The organism is Shewanella sp., assembly GCF_047975355.1.
Taxonomy (GTDB): Bacteria; Pseudomonadota; Gammaproteobacteria; order Enterobacterales; family Shewanellaceae; genus Shewanella.
The window spans coordinates 100,728-125,419 of record NZ_JBKEDJ010000006.1; the positions used below are offsets into that span (position 1 = coordinate 100,728).

The 24,692-nt window shown below is 45.2% G+C and carries 19 protein-coding genes and 1 pseudogene; 9 read left to right on the forward strand and 11 right to left on the reverse strand.

Features of this window, described 5'->3' with window-relative positions:
• The first annotated feature begins 140 nt into the window (after positions 1 to 140).
• A complete protein-coding gene (locus tag ACK5NH_RS03160) occupies positions 141 to 548 on the forward strand; it encodes a YccF domain-containing protein (RefSeq protein ID WP_416917761.1) in 408 nt (135 codons plus the stop codon).
• A gap of 91 nt (positions 549 to 639) precedes the next feature.
• Here ACK5NH_RS03160 and ACK5NH_RS03165 read toward each other — a convergent pair whose 3' ends face one another.
• The 3 genes from ACK5NH_RS03165 to ACK5NH_RS03175 form a co-directional block, all read right to left on the reverse strand.
• Positions 640 to 1,470, reverse strand: a complete 831-nt coding sequence (locus ACK5NH_RS03165) for an alpha/beta fold hydrolase (protein ID WP_416917762.1) — start codon at positions 1,468 to 1,470, stop codon at positions 640 to 642.
• A complete protein-coding gene (locus tag ACK5NH_RS03170; RefSeq protein ID WP_416917764.1) occupies positions 1,470 to 2,510 on the reverse strand; it encodes a M14 family metallopeptidase in 1,041 nt (346 codons plus the stop codon). The genes ACK5NH_RS03165 and ACK5NH_RS03170 overlap by 1 nt, the downstream gene beginning before the upstream one ends.
• Positions 2,511 to 2,616: 106 nt before the next feature.
• The gene (locus ACK5NH_RS03175; protein WP_416917765.1) at positions 2,617 to 3,369 is read right to left on the reverse strand and encodes a substrate-binding periplasmic protein; all 753 of its coding nucleotides are present in this window, start codon (positions 3,367 to 3,369) and stop codon (positions 2,617 to 2,619) included.
• A gap of 251 nt (positions 3,370 to 3,620) precedes the next feature.
• On the opposite strand from ACK5NH_RS03175, the gene ACK5NH_RS03180 reads away from it, so the two are divergent.
• Positions 3,621 to 3,887, forward strand: a complete 267-nt coding sequence (locus tag ACK5NH_RS03180) for a PGPGW domain-containing protein (RefSeq protein WP_416917766.1) — start codon at positions 3,621 to 3,623, stop codon at positions 3,885 to 3,887.
• Between the two features lie 66 nt (positions 3,888 to 3,953).
• On the opposite strand, the gene ACK5NH_RS03185 is transcribed toward ACK5NH_RS03180, so the two are convergent.
• Together ACK5NH_RS03185 and ACK5NH_RS03190 are read right to left on the reverse strand one after the other, a co-directional pair.
• A complete protein-coding gene (locus ACK5NH_RS03185; RefSeq protein WP_416917767.1) occupies positions 3,954 to 5,666 on the reverse strand; it encodes an AMP-binding protein in 1,713 nt (570 codons plus the stop codon).
• Positions 5,667 to 5,794: 128 nt separating this feature from the next.
• Positions 5,795 to 6,175 carry a DUF6508 domain-containing protein gene (locus tag ACK5NH_RS03190; RefSeq protein ID WP_416917768.1) on the reverse strand — a complete coding sequence of 127 codons (381 nt, stop codon included), beginning with the start codon at positions 6,173 to 6,175 and terminating at the stop codon, positions 5,795 to 5,797.
• A 287-nt stretch (positions 6,176 to 6,462) separates the two neighbouring features.
• Here ACK5NH_RS03190 and ACK5NH_RS03195 point away from each other — a divergent pair, with 287 nt between their 5' ends.
• The 3 genes from ACK5NH_RS03195 (at position 6,463) to ACK5NH_RS03205 (ending at position 10,922) form a co-directional block, all read left to right on the forward strand.
• Positions 6,463 to 6,924, forward strand: a complete 462-nt coding sequence (locus ACK5NH_RS03195; protein WP_416917769.1) for an EVE domain-containing protein — start codon at positions 6,463 to 6,465, stop codon at positions 6,922 to 6,924.
• Between the two features lie 75 nt (positions 6,925 to 6,999).
• Positions 7,000 to 7,338, forward strand: a complete 339-nt coding sequence (locus tag ACK5NH_RS03200) for a hypothetical protein (RefSeq protein WP_416917770.1) — start codon at positions 7,000 to 7,002, stop codon at positions 7,336 to 7,338.
• Positions 7,339 to 8,084: 746 nt separating this feature from the next.
• Positions 8,085 to 10,922, forward strand: coding sequence for a TonB-dependent receptor domain-containing protein (locus ACK5NH_RS03205; RefSeq protein WP_416917771.1), 2,838 nt, complete (start codon positions 8,085 to 8,087; stop codon positions 10,920 to 10,922).
• A gap of 99 nt (positions 10,923 to 11,021) precedes the next feature.
• Here the strand turns inward: ACK5NH_RS03205 and ACK5NH_RS03210 are convergent, their stop codons facing one another.
• Together ACK5NH_RS03210 and ACK5NH_RS03215 are read right to left on the reverse strand one after the other, a co-directional pair.
• Complete coding sequence (locus ACK5NH_RS03210; protein ID WP_416917772.1) at positions 11,022 to 11,816, reverse strand: TIGR00266 family protein; 795 nt, start codon at positions 11,814 to 11,816, stop codon at positions 11,022 to 11,024.
• 161 nt (positions 11,817 to 11,977) lie between these two features.
• The gene (locus tag ACK5NH_RS03215) at positions 11,978 to 12,892 is read right to left on the reverse strand and encodes a LysR family transcriptional regulator (protein ID WP_416917773.1); all 915 of its coding nucleotides are present in this window, start codon (positions 12,890 to 12,892) and stop codon (positions 11,978 to 11,980) included.
• Between the two features lie 214 nt (positions 12,893 to 13,106).
• Here ACK5NH_RS03215 and ACK5NH_RS03220 point away from each other — a divergent pair, with 214 nt between their 5' ends.
• Together ACK5NH_RS03220 and hppD are read left to right on the forward strand one after the other, a co-directional pair.
• Positions 13,107 to 14,267, forward strand: coding sequence for a homogentisate 1,2-dioxygenase (locus tag ACK5NH_RS03220; protein WP_416917774.1), 1,161 nt, complete (start codon positions 13,107 to 13,109; stop codon positions 14,265 to 14,267).
• A 113-nt stretch (positions 14,268 to 14,380) separates the two neighbouring features.
• Positions 14,381 to 15,421, forward strand: a complete 1,041-nt coding sequence (gene hppD, locus ACK5NH_RS03225; RefSeq protein ID WP_011623053.1) for a 4-hydroxyphenylpyruvate dioxygenase — start codon at positions 14,381 to 14,383, stop codon at positions 15,419 to 15,421.
• Positions 15,422 to 15,612: 191 nt separating this feature from the next.
• On the opposite strand, the gene ACK5NH_RS03230 is transcribed toward hppD, so the two are convergent.
• Both ACK5NH_RS03230 and ACK5NH_RS03235 read right to left on the reverse strand, forming a co-directional pair.
• The gene (locus tag ACK5NH_RS03230) at positions 15,613 to 17,010 is read right to left on the reverse strand and encodes a diguanylate cyclase domain-containing protein (protein WP_416917775.1); all 1,398 of its coding nucleotides are present in this window, start codon (positions 17,008 to 17,010) and stop codon (positions 15,613 to 15,615) included.
• Between the two features lie 170 nt (positions 17,011 to 17,180).
• Positions 17,181 to 17,470: pseudogene (locus ACK5NH_RS03235) on the reverse strand (maltose acetyltransferase domain-containing protein); the annotation flags it as partial.
• A 329-nt stretch (positions 17,471 to 17,799) separates the two neighbouring features.
• On the opposite strand from ACK5NH_RS03235, the gene ACK5NH_RS03240 reads away from it, so the two are divergent.
• Positions 17,800 to 18,423, forward strand: coding sequence for a LysE family translocator (locus tag ACK5NH_RS03240; RefSeq protein ID WP_416917776.1), 624 nt, complete (start codon positions 17,800 to 17,802; stop codon positions 18,421 to 18,423).
• 109 nt (positions 18,424 to 18,532) lie between these two features.
• Here ACK5NH_RS03240 and ACK5NH_RS03245 read toward each other — a convergent pair whose 3' ends face one another.
• Positions 18,533 to 19,801, reverse strand: a complete 1,269-nt coding sequence (locus ACK5NH_RS03245) for a GNAT family N-acetyltransferase (protein ID WP_416917777.1) — start codon at positions 19,799 to 19,801, stop codon at positions 18,533 to 18,535.
• A 108-nt stretch (positions 19,802 to 19,909) separates the two neighbouring features.
• Here ACK5NH_RS03245 and ggt point away from each other — a divergent pair, with 108 nt between their 5' ends.
• Positions 19,910 to 21,649, forward strand: coding sequence for a gamma-glutamyltransferase (gene ggt / locus ACK5NH_RS03250; protein ID WP_416917778.1), 1,740 nt, complete (start codon positions 19,910 to 19,912; stop codon positions 21,647 to 21,649).
• A gap of 261 nt (positions 21,650 to 21,910) precedes the next feature.
• Here the strand turns inward: ggt and ACK5NH_RS03255 are convergent, their stop codons facing one another.
• Positions 21,911 to 24,004, reverse strand: a complete 2,094-nt coding sequence (locus tag ACK5NH_RS03255) for a TonB-dependent siderophore receptor (RefSeq protein ID WP_416917901.1) — start codon at positions 24,002 to 24,004, stop codon at positions 21,911 to 21,913.
• Positions 24,005 to 24,692: the final 688 nt, after the last annotated feature.

Consider the following 24,692-nt stretch of genomic DNA (forward strand, 5'->3'; position numbering starts at 1 on the left):
GACAAGATCTATATTATTGAAAAATATAATAAAATATTTTGGCATAATTCTCGCTTAATCGATTTAAGTATCAATTAATGATCCTGTGTGTTGGCCCAAAGATTCCCAGCACGGTTTTGAAAAACGTTAAGGAGTATTCTATGTCGTTATTACGGTTGATTTTCAATATTGCTTGGTTTGTGCTCGGTGGCTTTGTGATGGGTCTAGCCTGGTGGCTTGCAGGCATTTTATGTTTTATCAGTATTATTGGCATTCCCTTCGGCCGAGCTTGTTTTGTGATTGGTGAATTGACCTTTTGGCCCTTTGGACAGGAGCAAATGAATCGCCGTCATTTATCCGGACGTGATGATCTAGGCACTGGTGCCTTCGGCATGGTCGGCAATATTATTTGGTTCTTACTATTTGGTATTTGGTTGGCCATAGGTCATTTGGCCCATGCCCTAGCCTGCTTTGTGACGATTATCGGTATCCCCTTCGGGATCCAACATATCAAACTGGCGCTGTTAAGCCTGACACCGATTGGGCAAACCATAGTAGCGAAAGCGTAATAACCCTAGTCGCGCGTAACAGCAGTCATTCAGCACTACTCAGCGTCAGAGGGTAGTGCTGATGAATAGTTTGGAAGTGGATGCACTAACCTTACCTCATGATTAGCCTTGTCTCATGAAAGTCCCTTTCCTCATAGAGCAAGTCTCCACAATCAGCGAATGGTTCACTGACCTCCCTTCGCGTTGGACTGATGATTTCAAAGAGATAATGCGCCAGTTTAGCTGGCGCATCTATGGTAATGTCATGGCCACAATAGGCTAGGACAACTAAATCAACCTTAAAATGCCTTGCTAGCGCCCTGCTCGATTGGATATTGACTAACGCATCGCGATCACCCGCTAAAATACTGACGGGCACAGGCAAAGACGCAGGACATTCATATCGACATGCTGCCCACAATTGCCTGCAACCATTGATAAACGTCGGACTCGCTTCTTGGCGGTATTGGCTCCAACGCGCAATCAAGGCCCTATCGCGTCGATGTCGATAACTGGTTAGGCGGACAATAGTGGACTCGATAGGGTGAAGCTGACGTCCTCGACAACGCTTAACCAAAGCGCTCAAGGCATTCAATCCATTGAATCGGTGATACCAAAGCGACAAGTTAGCCGCGCTGCTATTAAGCACAAACACATGCTTTATCTGCCAAGGGCGTTGCTTGGCCATTTCCATGGCTAACATGCCGCCCATAGATAAACCGAGCAGATAAAAAGCTTGCCCCGCGATGCACGCATCCAGTTGCGACCATACCGCACTGGCATAGTCGGCAATAGTCAAAGGACTGGTTTGATGATTGAGGCTCCCATTACCGGGCAAATCGGGCGTTACTACCGTGCAGCCCCTTTGCCTTAACCTTTGATCAAAATCATTCCAATGGCGTTGATCTCGCATTAAGCCCCTGAGTAATACCCAAGTCGTCATCACAAACTCTCCCGATACCAAAACTGCTGCGCACTCTGCGCAAGTTGTGTGAGATGTTCAGGCGTGAGTCTTTCTAATTCCCGTGCGTACGCCGCCTCCATCAAGAACTGCATAAGGACGGTGTGCCGACGTAAAATTCTGTGGTGCCTGTGCGTTTTTTGCGGATTAAAAAAGCCCGCAAAATTGAAGATTTGCCTTGGGTTTTTCTTAATCCATGCCCAAGACCCCATCTCTAAGGTCAAAGGTAGAAATGGAATGTCCGCTTGGGGATCTTGGCTGTGATGCTGGCGATACAAGTAATCCCAAATGTCGCCGTGGGTACGATAAAACTGGCTCTGAGGGGCAAGCCGATAATGACCATGATGGGGATAGCTCGCTTCAAATAATTGTTTTAAGTGGAAAATAAAGTGGGCATTCTCAAAGGACGCACGAGTGTGGGCATAGGGAAACCAGATATGATCCGTTAAGCCAAACCCTGAATGCGCATCGAGGGAAATCAGACTGGTACTTTGTCTAAGCAATTGCTGCACATAGGCCACTAGCCCGGCGGTTTCAAGCTCCATGCCGCCAAGGCCACGAAACCAAGGCAACTTGGAGGATAGCCGCTGTCCCCCCACCATAAATGACACTTTTTCCCGAGACTCGATTGGTGCATTGCGCATCAAATCGACTTGATTGCCATTACCGCGGCTCCCCAGTAATAAACCGACGGGGTTTACCACAGGAACAAATGCCAAGCGGATCTCAGCCAACAACTGCTGTAGGTGTTTATCCCATGCTAAGCGCTGCAATAGGCTGTTAAGTAAGGCCAAAATCACCTGAGAACCAATTCGCTCCACCCCATGCACGCCACCAACAAATAACACCGTTGGACAAGCATGGTCGGTAACCCCTAATTCAATGCTGTAGAGTGGAAAATGTTGATGCCGAAATGGTATGTCAGCGAGGACCTGATATTTCAGTTTAAGATAATGAGTATCAATGAGTTGAGATAAGGTATCTAACTCAAAAGGAATGTTCTCGAAGGGAGTGTTATTCATACCATCCTAGAAAATGAAATGAGTGCCGACTCATCGCCTTAGGACAATATTAATGACGAACCACGACAAATTTATGACAACAGATCGAAGGAAAACTAGGCGTGATTTAGCGGAGGGAAATCTCTTCCTGGAACAACAACTCCCCCATAATGCTTTCAATATCCAATTGAGCTAAGCCTTGGTCGAAAATATCTCGCCAATGGCGCCCTTCTTCCGTATTGCGAAACGCAACATACAGCTGTTTATTCGCAACGAGTTGTTTATTCACTTGTAATTTTTCAGCCAATGGCTGTAAATGGGGCTGTTTTAACAGGTAATAGAGCACGTTGATATCAATCACTGCGCCATCGATGCGACCTGCTGCAACCTTCTTGATGTTTTGTTCATCGGAGGTCACGGCTTCTACTGGCTGACTCCCAGAAGCAATCATCAGATCCAGCGAATCGGTATTCACATAATCTTTCACGACTCCGAGGGTGTAGCGATTTAAATCGGTTAAATAATGCCAACTTATGGGGTGAGATTGCTGCTCAACAATTCCTAATGGACTGATCCCTATTGGTTTTGAAAAAACAAACTTGTCCGTTTCAAAATAATATTCAGGAAAATACCCAATGTAATCAGAGTTTGGCATGGCCGCTAACTTAATCGCCCTGCTCCAAGGATAAAAATCCACTAAGAGTTGTTGATCCATGCGTGCAAAGGCGGCTTGAGCAATGGCAACGCTCGCTCCTTGTTGCGCAAGTTGCTGACCTGAATAGGGTGGCCAAAGTAATGAGGTGAGCTTAAGCGTGTCTGCAAATGTTGTATTGGCCATGCTTAACAGGCAACAGAGTATTAGTGGGCACCAACGATCCATAACACCTCCCTCTTAGACAAATCTGTTTAATCGCCTGAAAAACAAACAATTCATCACTTGCTCATCGGTTGAACTCTTTTCAGTATAATCAGCCATTCCTCAAGGTACAGTGAATATTTGTTACATATTTACCCAACGAGAACCTAGCTTAAGCAGAAATGATAGGAGTAGACTGAAACTAGCATCGATACGCTCGGTACACCATTAGTGGCGGCAAAGTGGAAGATTAGGTAAACCTTAGGGGACGCTATATGCCGATTTCCTTCAAAGACAGTAAGTTGACTTTTGTGCCTCCCGCGATGACTCGAACCGTCATTACCGCGTTAGGTGCGTGTTTTACCTTAGTCGGTGGGATATTTTTACTCTTACCTGGACCAGGACTGCTCTTTATCCTTATCGGATTAACCCTATTGAGCACCCAGTATCCTTGGGCCAAACGTTGGCTGCGACTAAGTCAGCGACAATTAAGCAAAAGTGCAGTTTGGCTCGATAGTCAAATTCGGCATTACCGACGTTAATCTATAACGCACAGCTAAAAAGAAACCCAAGCCATCGGACTTGGGTTTCTTTTTGCTTAATGCGCCCTAGGCATTAATATCCTCATATAACTCTTGGTACATCAACTCGCGCATTTTAAATTTCTGGATCTTACCCGTGACTGTCATCGGGTATTGTTCCACAAACTTGATGTAACGCGGCACTTTAAAGTAGGCAAACTTTTCGGTGAGGAAATGACGAATATCCTCCTCTGAAATCGTGGCGCCACTGCGGATCTTGATCCACGCGCACACTTCTTCACCATATTTATCGCTGTGTACCCCAAACACTGCCGCATCTTGCACATCTTTATGGGTATAGAGTTTTTCTTCAATTTCACGGGGATAGATATTCTCACCACCGCGAATAATCATATCTTTAATGCGACCAACGATTTGCACATAGCCTTGTTCATCCATTTGCCCAATATCGCCAGAATGCAGCCAACCTTCACTGTCGATGGTTGCCGCGGTTTTTTCGGGGTCATTCCAATAGCACTGCATTATGCAGTAACCACGGCTACAGACTTCACCTGGCTGATTAATGGGCAGTACCTCGCCAAACTCATCGACAATTTTCACTTCGGTATGGGGTAAAGCACGGCCAACGGTGAGCACGCGCTTCTCCACTGGCGAGTCAATTTCGGTAATATGGTTCAGTGGGCTACACTCGGTTTGGCCGTAACCAATTAATACTTCCTGCATATACATCAGGTTTTGTACGCGGCGCATGACTTCTTCGGGACAAGTTGCCCCCGCCATCACACCGGTTCGCAGCGAGCTTAAGTCAAAGCGTTTAAATTCAGGATGCTCTAACTCGGCAATAAACATAGTAGGCACGCCGTGCAGTGCGGTGCAGCGCTCACGTTCAACCACTTCCAAAGTTGTCAGCGGGTCGAAGGAGTCTCCTGGGAATACGGCAGCGGCGCCCTTGGCCAAACACACTAAGTTACCTAGCACCATACCAAAGCAATGGTACAAGGGCACAGGAATACAGAGTTTATCGTTACAGGTAAACTTCATCGCCTCGGCGACTAAGTAGCCATTATTCAAAATGTTATGGTGTGATAAAGTCGCGCCCTTTGGGCTACCAGTTGTGCCGGAGGTAAATTGAATATTGATTGCATCGTAAGGGCTAAGTGACTCGACGATACGCTCGAGCGCCGCATTGTCATCGGCCGTTACCTCAAGCAATAAATCATCAAAGTTCAACATACCGGGAGACTTTTCAGCCCCCATACGGATCACAAATTCCAGTTCAGGCAGTGCGTTAGCCTGTAATTGCCCAGGGGCGCATACCTTAAGCTCAGGCGCTAACTCATAGAGCATCTGCAAATAGTTACTGGATTTAAATTTATCGGCGCAGATCACAGCTCGGCAACCCACATTAGTCAGAGCATATTGCAATTCTTCAGGGCGATAAGCAGGGTTGATACACACCATGATGGCGCCAATTTTGGCGGTAGCGAATTGAGTTAAACACCACTCAATATTATTGGGCGACCAAATGCCCACGCGATCCCCAGGAGCTATACCCAGCTTGAGCAAACCCGTGGCAAGCGCATCGATTTGTGCGAGGTATTGACGGTAATTCCAGCGGATATTTTGGTGATTAACGACAACAGCTAACTGTTCGGGATAAGTTTTAGCGATATCGTTAAGGTATTGTCCTATGGTTTTTTCAACAAGTTCCGGGGTATTTGCCCCCCGGAACTCACTGTATTTGAGTGGATTTGTTGCTTGAGTCGTTGAAACAGACATTAAGGCCTCCGTGCTTTTTTATTATGGTTAGCATGATTCAAACTAACCAATCCACGGAACATGTCACAAGCAAAAAAGCACGGTATTAGACTAAAGAGTAAGGTCGTTCCCTAGATCAAAAGCCTTGATTAACGGGTGATAAACGCCAACTGTTTCTGGGAGGTTACTCCCTCTAAACACTGCAGGCGTTCCATAATCGCCAACAATATTCCCTGACGGCGCATATTCTCTAAAACGCCAGGGCTGAAGACCTCTAGGCGAGTCATCGCGGTTAATAACAGACGACATTGAGCGACACTGGCATCACGGATATAAGCAGGTTTATCGACTAAGTAGCTGTTGTTATACCAATAATCCCAAGTGAAATTAGCCAATAACCAGCCCTGAGAAGTTAAATCGCTAATGAATTCCAACATTCGATCGCGATGCAGACTCACATCGCCAGCGGTGAAATCTTTAAGGTATTTAGTGTATAGGCCACTGTCTGTGGTCATTGCTGAAGTTTCCATTGCACACCTCACGGTTTCAACATCACTCATCTTAAAAAGTCGGGTATTCAAAAAAGCTTGGATTGTTCGCTAAAACTGCCAATTTTGTAACTATTCGCGGTGTCATTGCTCCGCTGCATAAGGCATACCAGACTCGATAGTGATAAAAGGGTAAGCCGGGTTAACTGAACACTGACTTAACGCACCGGATAATGACGCAGAGTACGGTTAACTGTGAGGCAAACAAAAAGTAGGATAAACTCAAAGCATTAACTCGATGAGACGGCTTTTTCTGTGAAGGATGGAAGATGAACTACTGGCTTATGAAGTCGGAACCCGACGAATTTAGTATCGAAGACCTTAAAGCAAGGCCTAACCAAACTGAAGCCTGGTTTGGCATCCGTAACTACCAAGCACGTAACTTTATGCGAGATGCGATGCAAATAGGCGATCAAGTCTTCTTCTATCATTCTAGTTGCAAAGTCCCCGGTATCGTCGGCATTGCCGAAGTCGTGACAAGTGCCTATCCTGATAGCTCGGCCTTTGACCCAGAATCAAAGTATTTTGATCCTAAGTCAGACCCACAGCAGCCACGATGGTTGAGGGTGGATATTCGTTTCGTCAAACAATTTAAGGAAATCATTCCCTTAAGTTTAATCAAAAGTTTGCCGCAATTGGCCGATATGTATTTAGTCTCTAAAGGTTCTAGGCTGAGTATTCAACCTGTTACCGAAGAACAATGGCAAGCAGTGCTTATGCTCGCCCGCTAAGGGCGCATATTCAGCTAAAGTTCATCCAAGCTAAGCTAGATTGACCTCAACAACGTAATTCCTAAGGGAGCTAGTATGAATAAATTAACTGCAACACTGATTGGCGGAGTCGTACTCAGTTTGGTTGCCCCAATGGCAGCTTTTGCAAAGAATGAGCATGAGCACGACAAGCGAGACAAAGACTTACCACCCGGCTTACAAAAGAAAGCCGATAAAGGTCAACCTCTCCCTCCTGGATGGCAAAAAAAACTGCGTCGTGGCGATATCCTAGATTACGACATTTATGACCGCGGCCGCGTAGTTGTGCCCTTAGACAGAGACGGTAGGATCAGCATTGAAGTAGAAGGCTCAATCATCAAACTCGATGAAAAGAGTCGTAAGATCCTCGATATTGTGAATGTCATTACTGATTAAAGATGTAATACAAAGCGCACATTCAGACTTTATGATGTGCGCTTTAATTTAAGAATGATTTCTAAACCTATTCGCCATCAAAGCTAGCAGCTCATAAGTTTTCCCGCCATTATTCACCTTTAATAAAATCTTGCTAATTGCAAAATATCACTGATTTTCCCAGTTTTGATATCCAAACTTAGAAACTAAACGCCCTAGCCTGTTCAAAAAATCTGCTAATCTACTTGTTTAATACTCTCCAACATAACCACCTTCACAAAAACACAGAAATTGGAACAAAGTAACTGTATCAAAATGTAGCAATTTGAAACAAATAAAAAACCATTCAACGTAAGTAAGACAACCCCACCAAATACAACTTTTGCCCTATACACTGATAAAGTTTTACGTATAGAACTAAATAAAAATACAATACACAACCAAATATAACAAAAAGTTACAATTCAAAAACAGAAGTACAAAAAACAGCCTCAAAAAAAAACAAATTAAAATAAAAACAGATGCTTAACAAAAATTAAACGAGCAATTACATCTGATTTTGTTAATTATTTTTTATTTTTATGTTAAATTTCAAGATTTTAAATTAATTAAAACTTAAATTTATGACACTGTTCCATTCTGTTACCCACCTCAATGTTGACATTTGTGTAATCAAACAATAAACATATCACTGAAGTTGTTAAAAAATAATTTCACAAAATAAAATCAATTAACTAATTAGAAATATAAATATAAAGGAGAAATGTATGAACTCTTTGTCTCTGACGGCAAAAGCAGTTCGCTACGGCATATTTGCCGCAGCAAGCTTAACTGTTTCAAACTTAGTTTATGCTCAAGCTGAAGAACAAGCTGAAACAATTGAACGCATAGAAGTCACTGGCTCAAAAATTAAGCGTATAGGTGAGCTCGCTCCTACTCCTGTTACCGTAATTACTGGTGATGGTTTAGTTGATGCTGGCGTGGTAAACGTTGCCGACTTATTACATAAAATGCCGAATACCTTGGTTGGTTTATCGCCTGAAACGACTAACAATACTGTATTTGCGAGCGGTTTAAATAACACTGACCTTAGAGGTTTAGGTTCTGACCGTACACTCGTACTCGTTAACGGACGTCGATTTGTTGCAGGTGCACCAGGTTCAGGTGCAGTAGACCTAAACAACATTCCAACTGCAATGGTCGAGCGCATCGAAATTACCACTGGTGGAGCCTCAGCAGTCTATGGTTCTGATGCTATAGCGGGTGTGGTAAACATTATCACTAAGAAGAGTTTTGATGGTATTGCTGTTGACGTGTCAACCACTCAGCCCACCGAAGATGGTGGCGAAGAAGAATACGCCTCAATCACATTCGGTTCAGAGATTGGTAAAGCAAGCTTTGTGACTAACTTGAGCTGGGCACGTCAAGGCCAATTGTCTTATATGGACAGAGAGTTCTTACGTGACGCCCCTATTGTAGTCAGAAACCAAAATGCAACAGGTCCGGATGATCCACAAGCAGTTGTTTGGGGATATGGCCAGCAAGTACTTGCTTCATATAGCAAAACGGGTACTTTTGTTTCTAACGGTACGCGCTATACATTTGATGAAAATGGTAATGTTCGTCCAATGCAACTCGGTGAGCCTTTACCACCACTGACTTCTGGCCGTGTGGATTATTTGGGCGGTGAGGGTTATAACTTCGCTGAAAACTCATTCATCAAAACCCCATTGGATCGTATCAACTTTTTCTCAGTAATGAGCTACGACATCAATGACAATCATAAAATGACAATGGAAGCCACATTAAGCAAATCAGATGCTTATGGCGAAAGCTCCCCTGCATTTTTAAACTTCAGATTATATGAAGATAACGGCTTCTTATCTCCAGATGCGTCTGCACTTGTTAGTGCAGGTCAATCGGGTCCAGGCAAAGGTGTGAATGTTGGTTACTTAGCATCTGACTTTGGTAACCGCAAATATAGCCAAGAACGCACAACAGCTCGTGTTGCATTGGGATTCGAGGGTTCTCTATCTGAACATTGGTCATATGATACCTACGCGACCGTTGGCCATGTCCAAGCGGATACCGAATGGTATGGTGAAATGTTTGAACAACGCTTCTACGATGCCGTCGATACCGTAAAAGATGCTAACGGCAATGTAGTGTGTCGTAGCGAAAGCGCCAGAGATAATGGTTGCCTACCTTTAAATGTGTTTGGCCGTGGAATTTTCGACCAAGATGCCTACGACTGGGTTAGCACTGACGCAATTCGTCGTTCGTCAATCACTCAATCTGCATTAGGCGCATCAGTAAGTGGTGACTTATTCGAATTACCAGCAGGTTTTGTATCCAGTGCATTCAGTGTTGAATATAGAAAAGAGCAATCTGACACTTTACCAGATCCAGCAATGCGTGAAGGTTTATTGTTCAACAACCAATCTCAACCTTTAGATGGTGAGTTTGATGTAACAGAGGCCTCTGCAGAGTTTTCTATTCCATTGTTAAGTGATGTGACTTTAGTGCAAGACTTAACGTTAGAAACAGCATACCGCTACATGGATTACTCTACCTCTGGTTCTGATACAGCTTGGAAAGTTGGTTTGAACTGGGCTGTTTATGATGATTTAAGACTGCGCTTCAACCGTTCTAAGTCTGTTAGAGCTCCAAATATTGGTGAGTTGTATAACCCACCAGGACAAACATTCAGATCGATGAGAGATTACTGTGCGGCAAGTTACCGTAATCAAATCAATCCTGACTATTTAGATAATGTACTAGCTAACTGTGCTGCTCAAGGCATCCCAACTGACTTTGAACCTTCACAGGAATGGTATGGTTCTACACGCCCAGGATTTATTGTAGGTAACGAAGATCTTAAGAACGAAGTTGCTGACGACATCACAATCGGCTTTGTTTACACCCCAAGCTATATTGAAAATCTGAGCTTTACGGTGGATTACTGGACGTTTGACATGAAAAATGTCATCAACAGTTTCACTGGTCAGGACGTAGTAAAATACTGTTATCAATCAAGCACACTGGACAACCCATTCTGTCCTCTGCTTGAACGTGATCCAGATACTCATGAGATCGTTAACTACTACGAGAAACCAGTTAACTCCGCCACCAGCAAAACTTCAGGTTTTGACATCGAAGCTAACTATACCTTAGAAACGAGCTTTGGTGATTGGGGCTTCCGTTTATTCAGTACTTATCTAGAAGAGCGCTCATTCAACTCTACTGGTTTTGCTGAAGACGAAGTCAAAGAAACTGGCGAGCAGGAAAGACCACGTTGGCGTCATCGTTTCACTACAGACTATACCTATGAAGATTTCTCTGCAGTGCTAACCGCAAACTACCGTAGCAGCACAGTCCTCAGTAATGACTGGTCACCGAATCAAAACAATTACAACGATATCCCATCGTATATGACGTTTGATTTAACGACTCGTTACAACATCACTGACGCGCTACAAGTTCGTGCAGGTATCCTCAACATGTTTGATGAAACCCCACCACGTCAACCAAGTGTTTACAACCAAGGTGCGTACTATGACATCTTAGGTCAGCGAATTACCGTTGGTGTTAACTATAAGTTTTAATTAGCTTAAATCTAGATCTCCCATTCAAAGTGACATATCTTCAATTTCGATATGTCACTTTTTTTTACTTTGTTTTTACCGCATAAAACTGACACTCAGTTAGCGTCCATCAAGCATACGACCAAGCCCGCCGAGGACTGAACCTTCACCGCGATCGCTACCACCAGCAGAAGGAGCGTGAGCAATAATGCGATCAGCCATCCGCGAGAACGGAAGACTCTGCAACCACACTGTGCCATGGCCTTTTAATGTGGCTAAAAATAGCCCTTCACCGCCCAAAAACATCGATTTTAATGAACCCGCACGCTCGATATCGTAGTCAATGCCCGAGGTAAAACCGACGAGGCATCCGGTATCGACACGTAAGGTTTCGCCTCTCAGTTCTTTCTTTACTAAAGTGCCACCCGCATGGATAAACGCCATGCCATCGCCCTGCAAGCTTTGCAGAATAAAACCTTCACCGCCGAAAAAGCCCGTGCCTAGGCGGCGATTAAACTTCATGCTCACTCGAGTCCCTAGGGCGGCGGCGAGGAAACTATCTTTCTGACAAATCAGCTCTCCACCATATTGGGCGAGATCGATAGCCAAAATCGTCCCAGGGTATGGCGCGGCAAACGCCACTTTACGTTTCTGATGTCCAAGGTTTGTAAAGTGCGTCATAAAGATGCTTTCACCCGTAAGCACACGTTTACCCGCCCCCATCAACTTGCCAAAAAAGCCAGATTCAGGCTCGGAGCCATCACCCATTTTGGCTTCAAAGCTGATGTCCTGCTCCAGATAATTCATTGCACCAGCTTCAGCGATAACGGTTTCATTTGGGTCGAGTTCCACCTCAACCAGCTGCATACTATGACCGATGATTTCATAGTCCACTTCATGGCAACGTCTAGACATACAATTCCCCTTTACTCTGTCGGTCCAATTTATGTGGCGAGTCGAAATCATCAGTGCCACGATATTGGACTCACTTTATGACATAAAATGTCAAAAGGCGATCGTTTTTATCTCAAGGTTGCGTCAGTAAGTTGTTTCAAAAGATGACAAGTAGCAGAGGATTAACCTAATCCCACCCCATTAAACTGACCTGCTTTAGCAAATTCTTCTAGGATCAACTCAGTAAAAAGCTTGCCAGCACGACCTAAGGGGCGCTCAAGGGTCGAGACTAATTGGGGAATAAAGGTATAGCGACTGCCACCGACAAAGTCGACTTCCACTAACTCACCGCTCAAAAGCTCTTCCTGTACCAGAAAATCCGGCAGCCAGCCAAAGCCAAGCCCTTTCAATAAGGCGTTTTTTTTCATAATAAAACCAGAAAGATAAAACACTTTATCGCCGCCAAATTGCAGCTCATCTCGATAGGTCTTATTGGGAGAGGAATCTTCGATGGTCAGTTCAACATGCTGTTGTAACTCGGATAAACTGATTTTTTTTAACTGAGCCAGAGGATGCGAAGCACTCGTCACCAGCACACTGGTTATCGCTGGGAGTGGTTGTGGATAATAATAGGGGCCGGTGCGGTAATCCTTAACCAACATCAAGTCCGCATTATCGCGCTCGAATCTGTGCTGTACACCGCCCAGAAACTCCATATTGAGCTGAATTTTTGTCGGGATTTGATGCTCAGCCATCCTTTTGAGGGCCGTCATAATCGGCTCCATCGGCAAGGCGCCATCGATCACTAATTCTAATTTTGGCTCCCAACCCTCACTGAAACGGCTGGCCAAATGTTCAATATTGGCAAGATGTTGTAACAATCTTTGTCCCTCGGCCAAAATCACCCGCCCTTCACTCGTCAACTCAGCGCGATATTGATCCCGGCTAAAAAGTTGCACACCTAAGTGTTCCTCCAGCTTTTTAACCTGATAGCTAACCGCAGACTGCGCCTTATGTAAACGCTCGGCAGCCTTAGCAAAACTGCCCTCTTCCACCAGCACTTGTAGCACATTAAAAGCATCAATATCGATGCGCATGGGGACTCCTAAGCTCTCATTAACATGTCACGGAAACGCTACGAAGCGTAAAGCAGTTAATACCATCTAATTTTTAGATTGAGATAACAAATTTATTATTCTTTTTTTTGTTCATTCAAGCAACTAAATTGATAAGAAGATCACACTAATGCAACTTGCAGCATAACGACTCGCGGTGTAGGCAAGCCTGCAGCGCAACTTTGAAGGAATCACCATGCCATTTTATGTGAAACAAGGCCAAGTCCCCCATAAGCGCCATATCGCATTTGAGAAAGAAAACGGCGAGCTATACCGTGAGGAGCTGTTTTCAACCCATGGTTTTTCCAATATTTATTCGAATAAATATCACCACAATATGCCGACTAAGGCATTGGAAGTCGCGCCTTACCGCCTCGGTCACGGTGCCCAATGGGAAGATTCATTAGTTCAAAATTATAAATTGGACTCTCGCACGGCCGATCGCGAAGGCAACTTCTTTAGCGCCCGCAATAAAATCTTCTATAACAATGATGTGGCACTTTACACCGCAAAAGTCACCCAAGACACCGCTGAGTTTTACCGCAATGCCTACGCCGATGAAGTGGTGTTTGTACATGAAGGTGAAGGCACACTCTACAGTGAATATGGCACCCTAGAGATCAAGAAATGGGACTACTTAGTGATCCCACGCGGCACCACACATCAGCTCAAATTTAACGACTACAACAATGTGCGCTTATTCGTGATTGAAGCCTTTTCAATGGTGGAAGTGCCAAAACATTTCCGTAATGAATACGGTCAATTACTTGAGTCTGCACCCTACTGTGAGCGCGACTTACGTACGCCCGTATTACAAGATGCCGTGGTTGAGCGTGGCGCTTTCCCGCTGGTGTGTAAATTTGGTGATAAGTACCAACTGACCACCTTAGAGTGGCATCCCTTTGATTTAGTGGGTTGGGACGGCTGCGTTTACCCCTGGGCATTTAACATCACTGAATATGCGCCTAAGGTGGGCAAAATCCATTTACCGCCTTCGGATCACTTAGTTTTTACAGCCCATAACTTTGTGGTATGCAACTTTGTGCCACGCCCCTACGACTTCCACGAGCGCGCCATTCCTGCGCCTTACTATCACAACAATATTGATAGTGACGAAGTGCTTTACTACGTCGATGGCGACTTTATGAGTCGTACAGGAATTGAAGCAGGTTACATCACCCTACATCAAAAAGGGGTAGCACACGGCCCACAACCCGGCCGGACCGAAGCCTCGATTGGCAAAAAAGAAACCTACGAATATGCAGTGATGGTGGACACCTTCGCCCCACTGAAATTAACCGAACATGTGCAAAATTGCATGAGTAAAGACTACAACCGCTCCTGGCTAGAAAACTAACGCTGCACCGCAGCAAGAGTGAATGGCTTAACTAAGCCGACTAGCCGTAAGTCACCACAGAGAACAAGGCAACAAGAGTGACTGCGTGTTGAATTAATCAAGAGGAACAGATCATGGCAAGCGAACTCAATCCACTGGGCTTACTCGGTATCGAATTTACCGAATTTGCCAGCCCCGACAGCGATTTTATGCACAAAGTGTTTATCGACTTTGGTTTTTCACTGCTGAAAAAAGCCAAGAATAAAGACATTTTGTACTACAAACAAAATGATATTAACTTCCTGCTTAACAATGAGCGCGAAGGGTTTTCGGCAGAATTTGCCAAATCCCACGGCCCTGCCATTAGCTCTATGGGTTGGCGCGTAGAAGATGCCAGCTTTGCTCACCGTGTGGCGGTAGAGCGCGGCGCCAAAGCCGTGGCCGATTCGGCCAAGGATCTGCCCTATCCTGCAATTTACGGTATTGGCGACAGCTTAATTTATTTTATCGACACCTTCGGTGCCGATAACAATATCTATGCCACTGACTTTGAAGACTTAAGCGAGCCAGTGATCACCCAAGAGAAAGGCTTTGTCGAAGTAGACCACTTAACCAATAACGTCTACAAAGGCACCATGGAACATTGGGCGAACTTCTACAAAAACATCTTTGGTTTTACCGAAGTACGCTACTTCGACATCAGCGGCGTACAAACCGCACTGGTGTCTTACGCCCTGCGCTCACCCGATGGCAGTTTCTGTATCCCAATTAACGAAGGAAAAGGCAACGATAAGAACCAAATCGATGAATACCTGAAGGAATACAATGGTCCTGGCGTACAGCACTTAGCCTTTAGAAGCCGTGATATCGTTAAATCCTTGGATGCGATGGAAGGTAGCTCGATCCAATGCTTGGATATTATTCCCGAATATTACGACACCATTTTCGATAAAGTTCCGCAAGTGACTGAAAACCGTGAGCGTATTAAGCATCACCAAATTCTGGTGGACGGCGATGAATCAGGCTATTTATTGCAAATCTTCACTAAGAACCTGTTCGGCCCGATCTTTATCGAAATCATTCAACGTAAGAACAACTTAGGTTTTGGTGAAGGTAACTTTACCGCCCTGTTCCAATCGATTGAACGCGATCAAATGCGCCGCGGCGTACTGTAACCGCTACCTTTAATCTCATCAGAAAGAAAAACGGTACGCAAAGCGTACCGTTTTTTATGCCTTATCGTCACCCGTTGTTTACCACTCTTCGCGTATAGCCTTTCGATTATGCCCTTACGAGTATCGCCCTTTAGAGATAGTCCGCTTGAGCATCGCTAGTCAAACAAAATCTCTTGGCATTGCCCTTAAGCTTAATACTTTACAATCATGTTTTTGCCCTTTGCCTTGGCTTGATACAAGGCCTTGTCCGCCAAATGTAGCAGCGATTCCCCAGAGATGCCTTGCTGATATTCCACCCAACCAATACTCACAGTGCAGTAAATCGTGTGTTCTTCGGCTGCTATCGACATTTCAGCAAAAGTGCTTCGAATACGCTCAAGCACAGTTAACACTTGCGCCGCATCAATATCCTTAAGCACAAAGGCAAACTCTTCGCCGCCTAAACGCGCGGCAATATCCTGACTACGGCTGTGATTATGAATAAGCTGCGCCAATAACTGGATCACCCTATCGCCTACGCTGTGGCCATAGGTGTCGTTGATCATCTTAAAGTTATCTAAGTCCAACATGGCGACCGAATAACGCGTCGACGTGCCAGTTAAACTTGTTAGCTGCGGCATAAAACCACGGCGGTTTAACAAACCAGAGAGCGGATCGTAGAGCGCCTCCTGCACTGCGGTTTGCTTATCTTTCTCCGAGCGGCGCAGCTGCGCCCGCTGCAATGACACGCCAAAAACCGTTAATGCCGAAGACAACACAAAGGCCATCATTTCGGCATTGGTTTGAAAAGGCGTGGCATTGATAAACGGGCCATAGCCCTGCGCCGTCGCTAAAATTATAAACAGCATGGAGGCGCTGCTAAATAACGCAAGATAAAAACGCGTTACCTCAAAGGAAAGTACCACCAAAAGCGGCGGAATAACGTAAAACAACCAGCCTAAATCGAATCTTACGCCAATCAAACAAAATAGTGGCAAGCCAATCAAGGGCAGAAGAATATGACGCTTTTTAGCAATATTAAGTGCATTGGGTTCCACCCAACCGGCATAGAGCTGATACACCAACACAATTCCAAGAATATCGGCAAAGAAGAACATTTGCCCCATACTCCAAAACGCACTCGGTAATATATAGTCACCAAACACTAGGTTGCTCGATAGAAGGGCGCTCGAGACGAAAATCGGAATGATCCCCGCCACTACCACAAATTTCATCAAGTCATTCGCACTTCCTGTGCCCTGGGGCAAGAAGCGTTGCAATAACAACATCGACATCGCGGGAGCCAGCGTGTCAATCAATGCCGCAATAGAGGTATGTAACACCGAAAGAGAGAGGGAGTCATCTTGCAACATGCCTTGAAAATTCAAGGTAAAACTACCAAGGAAAATAAGCACTAATGCTTTATGCCCCCACATGAGTAACATCACTAAGGCAATGCCTGAGGGCAACCAAATTAAGGTGATATTCTCAGGCTGTAAGCTAAATAAGGTTTGGCCTAAGGCACCCGTTAGCCAGAAGATAATGGCCGCGCACAGCAGCGCAATATGGCTTGGTCTTAGGAGCCTGAATGGCAAAATGAATGTCTTCAATCGGTAATCAACCTTACAAGTGCTAACGCGATAAAAATAAAAAGTTTACGGGCTAACTATTAAAGCTAAAAGCCACTGGCCATTAACCTACGCCATAATACGTGCCCAAACTCGGCGTCGACTTTAGCCCCTGCGACGTTAAACCCCACTACAGGCTGCGGCACAGGGTCACTGATTTGCTTAATGCCCCTGCAGGGGTTACCAACGGCTACACTATTGGTCGGAATATCTCTATTAACCGCACTTCCCGCGCCAATCACACAGTTATCACCAATGGTCACGCCGAGTCGCACTGACAGTTTAGTAGCTCGCGTAAATGGGCCATGCGGGCATCAAGCAGAGTGGGATCGGCATGATTAAATCGATGACAGATCAATTTAGCCCGCATTCTTTCGGTGACTAAGGTTTCATCCGATGCTTCATAGGGTTGACCCGCCAACATTTTTTGCATTTCTGTCATCTAAGCTCAACATTTAACCCTTGCTATAATGACGCAACCCTAACAATCGACTATCACTAATTCAAGCTCGATAACAAATTAGATGCAATTATTCTGCTCCTTTTATCACAGCGTCCTAAATCGGCCAAAGCTTAAAATAACAAGATAACCAATCAAACGCTGCGGTAAGAGAGCCCATGAGTGGAAAACCATTGAGCCAAAGCCGATTTAACATGACTCACTAACGAGTGAGGCAATTCTCGCCAGAGAGTGCCATCTAGCGCATTGGCTAACCCTGCCATTTTCATTACACTAGCGTTCCTTAACTACTCTATTAGACCGCTTAGACCATGCCAGATTTTGCCTTACTCGCAGTGTTTATCCCGACTTTCTTCTTTGTTTCTATCACTCCAGGTATGTGTATGACACTCGCCATGACGCTTGGGATGAGCATAGGTGTGCGCCGCACCCTGTGGATGATGCTCGGTGAGCTTGTGGGTGTGGCCTTGGTCGCCACCGCAGCCGTCATGGGCGCGGCTAGCATTATGCTTAACTATCCTGAGGTTTTTCAGGTATTTAAATGGGTTGGCGGCATCTACTTAGGGTATATCGGCGTGCAGATGTGGCGCGCTCGAGGCAAAATGGCCATGCTCAGCGATGATGACACTAACCCAAGAGCCAGTAACTTCACGCTGATATCACAGGGTTTTATTACCGCCATCGCTAACCCTAAGGGTTGGGCGTTTATGGTATCGCTCCTGCCGCCATTTATTAATGCCGAGCGCGAGGTCGCGCCGCAGCTCCTCGCCCTGCTTAGCATTATCATGGTGACAGAGTTTACCTCCATGTTGGCCTACGCCAGTGGCGGTAAGAGTCTGAGGATCTTTTTAAGTCGCGGCGATAATATTCGTTGGTTAAATCGAATTGCCGGTAGCCTAATGATTGGCGTTGGGATCTGGTTAGCGGTGAGCTAATCAAATATTCACTCTTGAGTGATATGTGCTTAGTACATCACTCTTTTGTGTAGACCCATTCGCGTCGCTCCAACGCATTTGTTGACGCAACGCTTTACGTTTATGGTGGTTATTGGCCTTTTTTATAGGGCAACACCTCACGCATCTGCTGCATATACACTTCCATTTGCGCAACTTCCTCCTCGGTAAAATGTGCGATCGCCCGCTTAAATTCAGGATGGGCAATATTGTGGTAGGAATAGAGTGCTACAGGCTCGAACCCGCGCAGCACTTTATGTTCCCCCTGCGCGCCTGCATCAAATAGATCAATCCCATGTGTTATACAGTATTCAATGCCCTGATAATAACAGGCCTCAAAGTGTAATCCCTCAAGCTCGACAATACTGCCCCAATAACGACCAAACAGGCATGTCTGCCCTTCCTCGTTGCTGCCCGTAAAATACAGCGCGCCCGCAATCATCTGCCCTTTAGCATCGCTCACCACTAACAGCACAATCTGCTCGGCCAACCGCTCGGCAATCATGTTAAAAAATGTTGGGGTTAAATAGCCTCTATGGCCGGAGCGTTTAAGATAGGTTAGTTGATAACATTCGATAAAACATTGCCATTGGTGGCTGGTAATATCCCTTCCAGCGACAAATTCATATTGCAAGCCATAGGGTTGTAATTGGGCGCGCTCCTTAAGGATGTTTTTGCGTTTACGGGAGGTGAGCGCGGCTAAAAACGCCTCAAAGTCGTCATAGCCACGATTATGCCAATGAAACTGAGTACTTAAACGCCGAAGAAACATGTTATTTGATGCTTGTTCAATCAGAGTTTGCTGTGAAGGCGCTACAAATAAACAATGCCAAGAGGATATAGGCGCATCTGCATTCTTTAATTGCCCATTTAAACAGGCAAACATGGCAGCACTTATATGCTTTGCCTCCTCAGCCACAAGCATTGGCGACAGTCCCATCCGCCGCCCCTGCACAGGTGTAAACGGAATGGCATTTAATAGCTTGGGATAATAATCAAGACCATGGCGCTCATAGGCTTGCGCCCAGGCCCAATCAAACACATATTCACCGTAGGAGTGGGACTTTTGATAGAGGGGCATCAGAGCCAGCAGCGGCAAATCGATAAAATCTGCGGCATCCTTGGAGCTAACAACCACGGCATATTTTTCACATTCTTGCGCCAATTCACTGCCACTAGCATCAAACACGCACAAATGACAGGGACGCCACCCCGTGGCGGCACAGGCCGATAAACTCTGCTCTAAGCTGAGCAAATAGGCGTGACGGCTGAAGGGATTGTCCTTTCCCAGCAATCGGTCCCAACTTTCGACGGCGATACTCTTTGCTGCGCTTGCAAAGGCAAAAATGAGTTGTCTCATTAGATGAATTCTTATCCGTTAAACACACTAAGCAAGATCCAAGGTTGCAATTAAGCCTAATTCTCGGCACATTGCATAGCCAAAATGAAAATAAATTCAGGATTGAATATGCGCCGCACAGGATCATTTAGACCTCTTATTCTCGCCATCGCCATGGCACTGCCTTTGCTGTCTTCGCCCACTATCCATGCTGAAGAGCCTTCGATTTTCAGCCAAATGGCCACGGCACAACCCGTATGGGCAAAACATGGCATGGTCGCCAGCCAAGAAACTCTGGCTAGTCGCACTGGTATCGAAATATTGAAACAAGGTGGCAATGCCGTCGATGCTGCGGTGGCGGTAGCATTTAGTTTAGCCGTGACCTTACCCCGCGCAGGCAATATTGGTGGCGGTGGTTTTATGCTCGTCCATCTGGCTAAAGAAAATAAAACCATCGCCATCGATTACCGCGAAATGGCTCCATCAAAGGCGAAAAAAGATATTTTCCTCGATGAGAATGGCGATGTGGTGACTAAATTAAGCCGTGAACATGGCTTAGCTATCGGCGTGCCAGGCACTGTGATGGGCATGAGTTTAGCCCTTGAAAAATATGGCACTATGACGATGGCGCAAGTCACGGCGCCAGCCATCAAAATGGCGCAGGATGGAATTAGCGTAACACCAGACCTGGCGGTATCCCTTGCAGGCTTAAAGCGCCGTATGAGCCAATGGCCAAGCACGGCAGCCATCTTCTATAAGGCCGACGGTAGCGACTACCAAGTGGATGATATTTTAAAGCAGCCGGAACTCGCCCACTCCCTGCAACTGATTGCAGAGAAAGGCATTAAAGGGTTCTACGAAGGTGAAACTGCAGAAAAACTGGTTAAAGCTGTGCAAGAAGCTGGCGGTATCATGACCTTAGAAGATCTAAAGCACTATAAGGCTGTCGAACGTGAACCGGTTCGTGGCCAATACCGCGGATATGACGTGGTCTCTATGCCACCACCATCTTCGGGGGGCGTGCACATTATCGAGATGCTCAATGTACTACAGCAGTTCCCTATCGATAAATTCGGCCACAACACGGCGCAAACGATTCATGTGATGGCCGAAACCATGAAACATGCCTACGCCGATCGCAGCGAATATTTAGGCGATCCCGATTTTTATAAGGTGCCCTTCAAGCAGCTAATGGATAAGGACTACGCTCAAAAAATCGCAAGCCAAATTGCGCTGAACAAAACTACGCCCAGTACCGAAATCAAACCCGGCAATCTGGCACCCTATGAGAGCGACCAAACCACGCACTTTTCGGTGGTAGATAAATGGGGCAATGCGGTATCTAACACTTACACCTTAAACTTCAGCTACGGCTCGGGTTTAGTCGCAAAAGGTACAGGGATTTTACTCAATAACGAAATGGATGATTTCTCCGCTAAACCCGGCACGCCTAATGGTTATGGTCTAGTGGGGGGCGATGCCAACGCGGTAGAAGGTAATAAACGTCCGTTGAGTTCAATGAGCCCAACCATAGTGGTGAAAGACGGCAAACCCTTCTTAGTGACAGGCAGTCCAGGCGGTTCACGCATCATTACCACCACGCTGCAAATCATTATGAATGTGATTGACCACGGCTTAAACATTGCCGAAGCCAGCAATGCCGCGCGGATACACCACCAATGGCTGCCCGATGAGTTGAGGGTCGAAACCAGCCTAAACCGCGATACCATTTCGTTACTCGAAGCCAAAGGCCATAAGGTGAAAGTACAATCGGCCATGGGGAGCACTCAATCTATTATGGTGACAGACCAAGGGATTTTTGGCGCCACCGACCCCCGTCATTCGGGTAGCGAAGCCGTAGGTTACTAATCGCTGATTGGCATACAAGCGTTATGTAAAAAGGTTGGATAGGAGTGATAAGGCTAATAGCCAAGCTGCTCGATATAGAGCATTCAAGCTAAGCCGCGGATATTGACTCTCCTCAGCAAGAGTCAACACACCAGCAAAAGCAGGTTGTTATTTTCAGCGAATGTTGGACGTAACATCCAGTTATCACCTGTCACTTAGTTATGCTAATGCCGTGTCTTAATGGACACGGCATTAACAGCTCTAGGATACAGGGAAGATTATTTAAAAGTTGTAGCTTAAGTTTAACTCAATCTTTCGAGGTTCACCGAAGAAACCTTGATTGTAAAAATCAATGCTGGAGTAATATTTATTATCAAATAAATTATTGATATTTAGCTGAACTTTAGCATCATCTGTCAGTTGATAGCTTGTCATCAGATTAACTAGGTAATAGCTGTCTTGCTCGGAACGCTCACCATTAGGACCTGCATTATCTTTGTAAATTTTACTCTGCCAGCTTAAGTTACCGCCAACAGTTAAATCAGCGAGTGCACCATCAAAGTGATAAAGTGAGGATAAACGCACCAGCTCCTTAGGTAAGTGAGTGCTAAAGGCTGCCCCATCCCTATCTTCTGACTTGCTATAGGTATAGCTGAAAAACAGATCCCAATTTTCTGTTGGTTTACCGTTTAGCTCAACTTCGTAACCTTGGTTACTGGTCCCCTCCACTCCACGCATTGGATAGCTACCATCGGGCAAAGGCGTAGGATAATTTGGGTCACGTTCTGCCACATTTTCTTTTTGGACTTTAAATACCGCAACACTGGCGGTCAACTTCTCATCGAAGAAATCGCCTTTTGCCCCCAGTTCAATATTGTTCCCCGTCATTGGATCTAAGCGCTTATTGTTCGCGTCTTTTGCATCCTGTGGCTGGAAAATTTCGGTATAGCTGGTGTAAATCGAGATGCTATCGTTCAGGTTATATATAAGGCCGGCATAAGGTGTAAAAACATCACTATTGTTGTAGTCATCCGCCGCGTTTGATTCAAATTTATATTGGCTAATGCGGCCACCCAGTAACAACATCCATTGATCATGTAAATTAATTTGGGTCGCGAGATAGGCCCCTTTTTGAGTTTCCTCACCTTCCTGATAGATTGGCGTCGACGGATAATTAGGTTCCGCAATTGAGCCATCCCATTCGAAGAAGTTACCAATACTTAAACTATTCAATGGATAATAGGAATCTGCAGTCGTATCTTGCTTAGAATACAATAAACCAGCAGTCAATTTATGCTCGCGGCCAAAGAGCTCAAATGGGCCAGAGGCAAATAGTCGTGCGGCATCTTGTTTACGGGTCGATTGGTAGATCATCGCCGATGATTTCATACCTAACCCAGTCGTTTTATCCGGCGCACCATAGAGATAAAGTAAGTGTCCATCCATCTCATCTTCACGATGTTCAACATCAAATTTAACGTCCCAATTATTATCAAAATCATGTTCAAGCGTGGCAAAGACATTCGCGCCATTCCGCTGCCAACTAGACCAAGAGGCTGCTGTGGTGGTCGAGCGAGGTAGATCATTGGCTAAGCTGCCATCCGCATAAAATAACGGGATACCACCCCAAGTTGAGCCTTTAGGATCACGGTCACTGTAATCGGCACCTAGGGTAAATAAGGTATTGTCACCGAGTCTTGCAGTGAGCACTCCATAAACTTGGAGATTTTCATCTTTGGCAAGATCAATATAACTATCTGATTTTTCATAGGCAGCGGCAAAACGAGCTTGCACAACACCACTATCCGTCACATCAACAGAGGCATCACCTTCAACACGGTAGCTATCCCATGAACCGACTTTTGCACTGACATAGCCACTAGGCATTGCTTTAGGACGTTTACGGATAAGGTTAATTGCCGCCGATGGTTCACCTGCCCCCGTTAGGAGTCCGGTTGCGCCACGGACAACTTCTACGCGGTCAAATAGAATGGTGTCAGTTGAGGCGTCATTAAAGAAACTCGAATAGTTAACGGGTACGCCATCAAACTGGAAATTAGTAATGGGATTACCACGGGAGCTAAAGAAATAGCGGTTGGTTTCGGCTTTTTGAGCATAAATCCCTGGGGTTAAAAACATTAAATCAGCAATATTGTTCAGTGAGAAACTCTGAATAAACTCTTGGTCGATAATAGTGACTGATTGCGGTGTTTCACGCAAAGTTAAGGGTAACCCTGTTGCCGTTGCGGCCTTATCTAAACGACTCCCCTTGATACTAATGACCTCAATATTGGTCGCGGACTTGTCTTCACTAGCATAGGTACCTGGTACGAATAAAAAACTCGCTATGAGTGTCGCTAACAGCGTTTTTTGCATCATGATTCCCCATCATTGTTTTTTGAGAGATGCATTTTAACTGAAAATGATTATCAATACAAAAATGATAACAATTCTCATTAAATTTACATTCTAAAATTCGTAAAATGTTGGGAACATCACATGCTGAAGGCGAATCATCGATTTGGGTTCGTGTTGCATGGCTAGATGGACATTACCATTTAGATCTTATTCAATGTCCGCTGCTTTATGGGCCTTTAGGATGCTCTCAGCAATAGGTTAAACTCACTTACTGCCCACCGCCATAGCACTCAACCCTAATAAATAAAATTGACTCAGCATTAACTCGCTCTTTATTATCCAGTTCTAACATATGAATTAAAAAGGAATTTATTGTGACAATGTTCTTGCTGATTTTGCTGTTGCTCTTAGCTAGCATGATGTTTTTCGGCATGTTGAGTTATTCACTCGGCCGCAAAAAGACCACGAATCCTAAGCTTACAGGGATGCTTGGCGCTGTTCTGGGATTATTTCCTTTATTGGGCGTTATTTTCTTGATTTTCTTAGTGTTAAAAGCGGATATAACAACTCCGAGCATGCCCTAGGGATAATATCTTAGTTAGCACACAGGCAGGACTGAAATACAGCGAGTGCCCCATGGGATTGATTAATTTCCGCTCAGCGGCTCACTCTTAACCTAAGATAGACCTTGAACCTATGTAGCTAG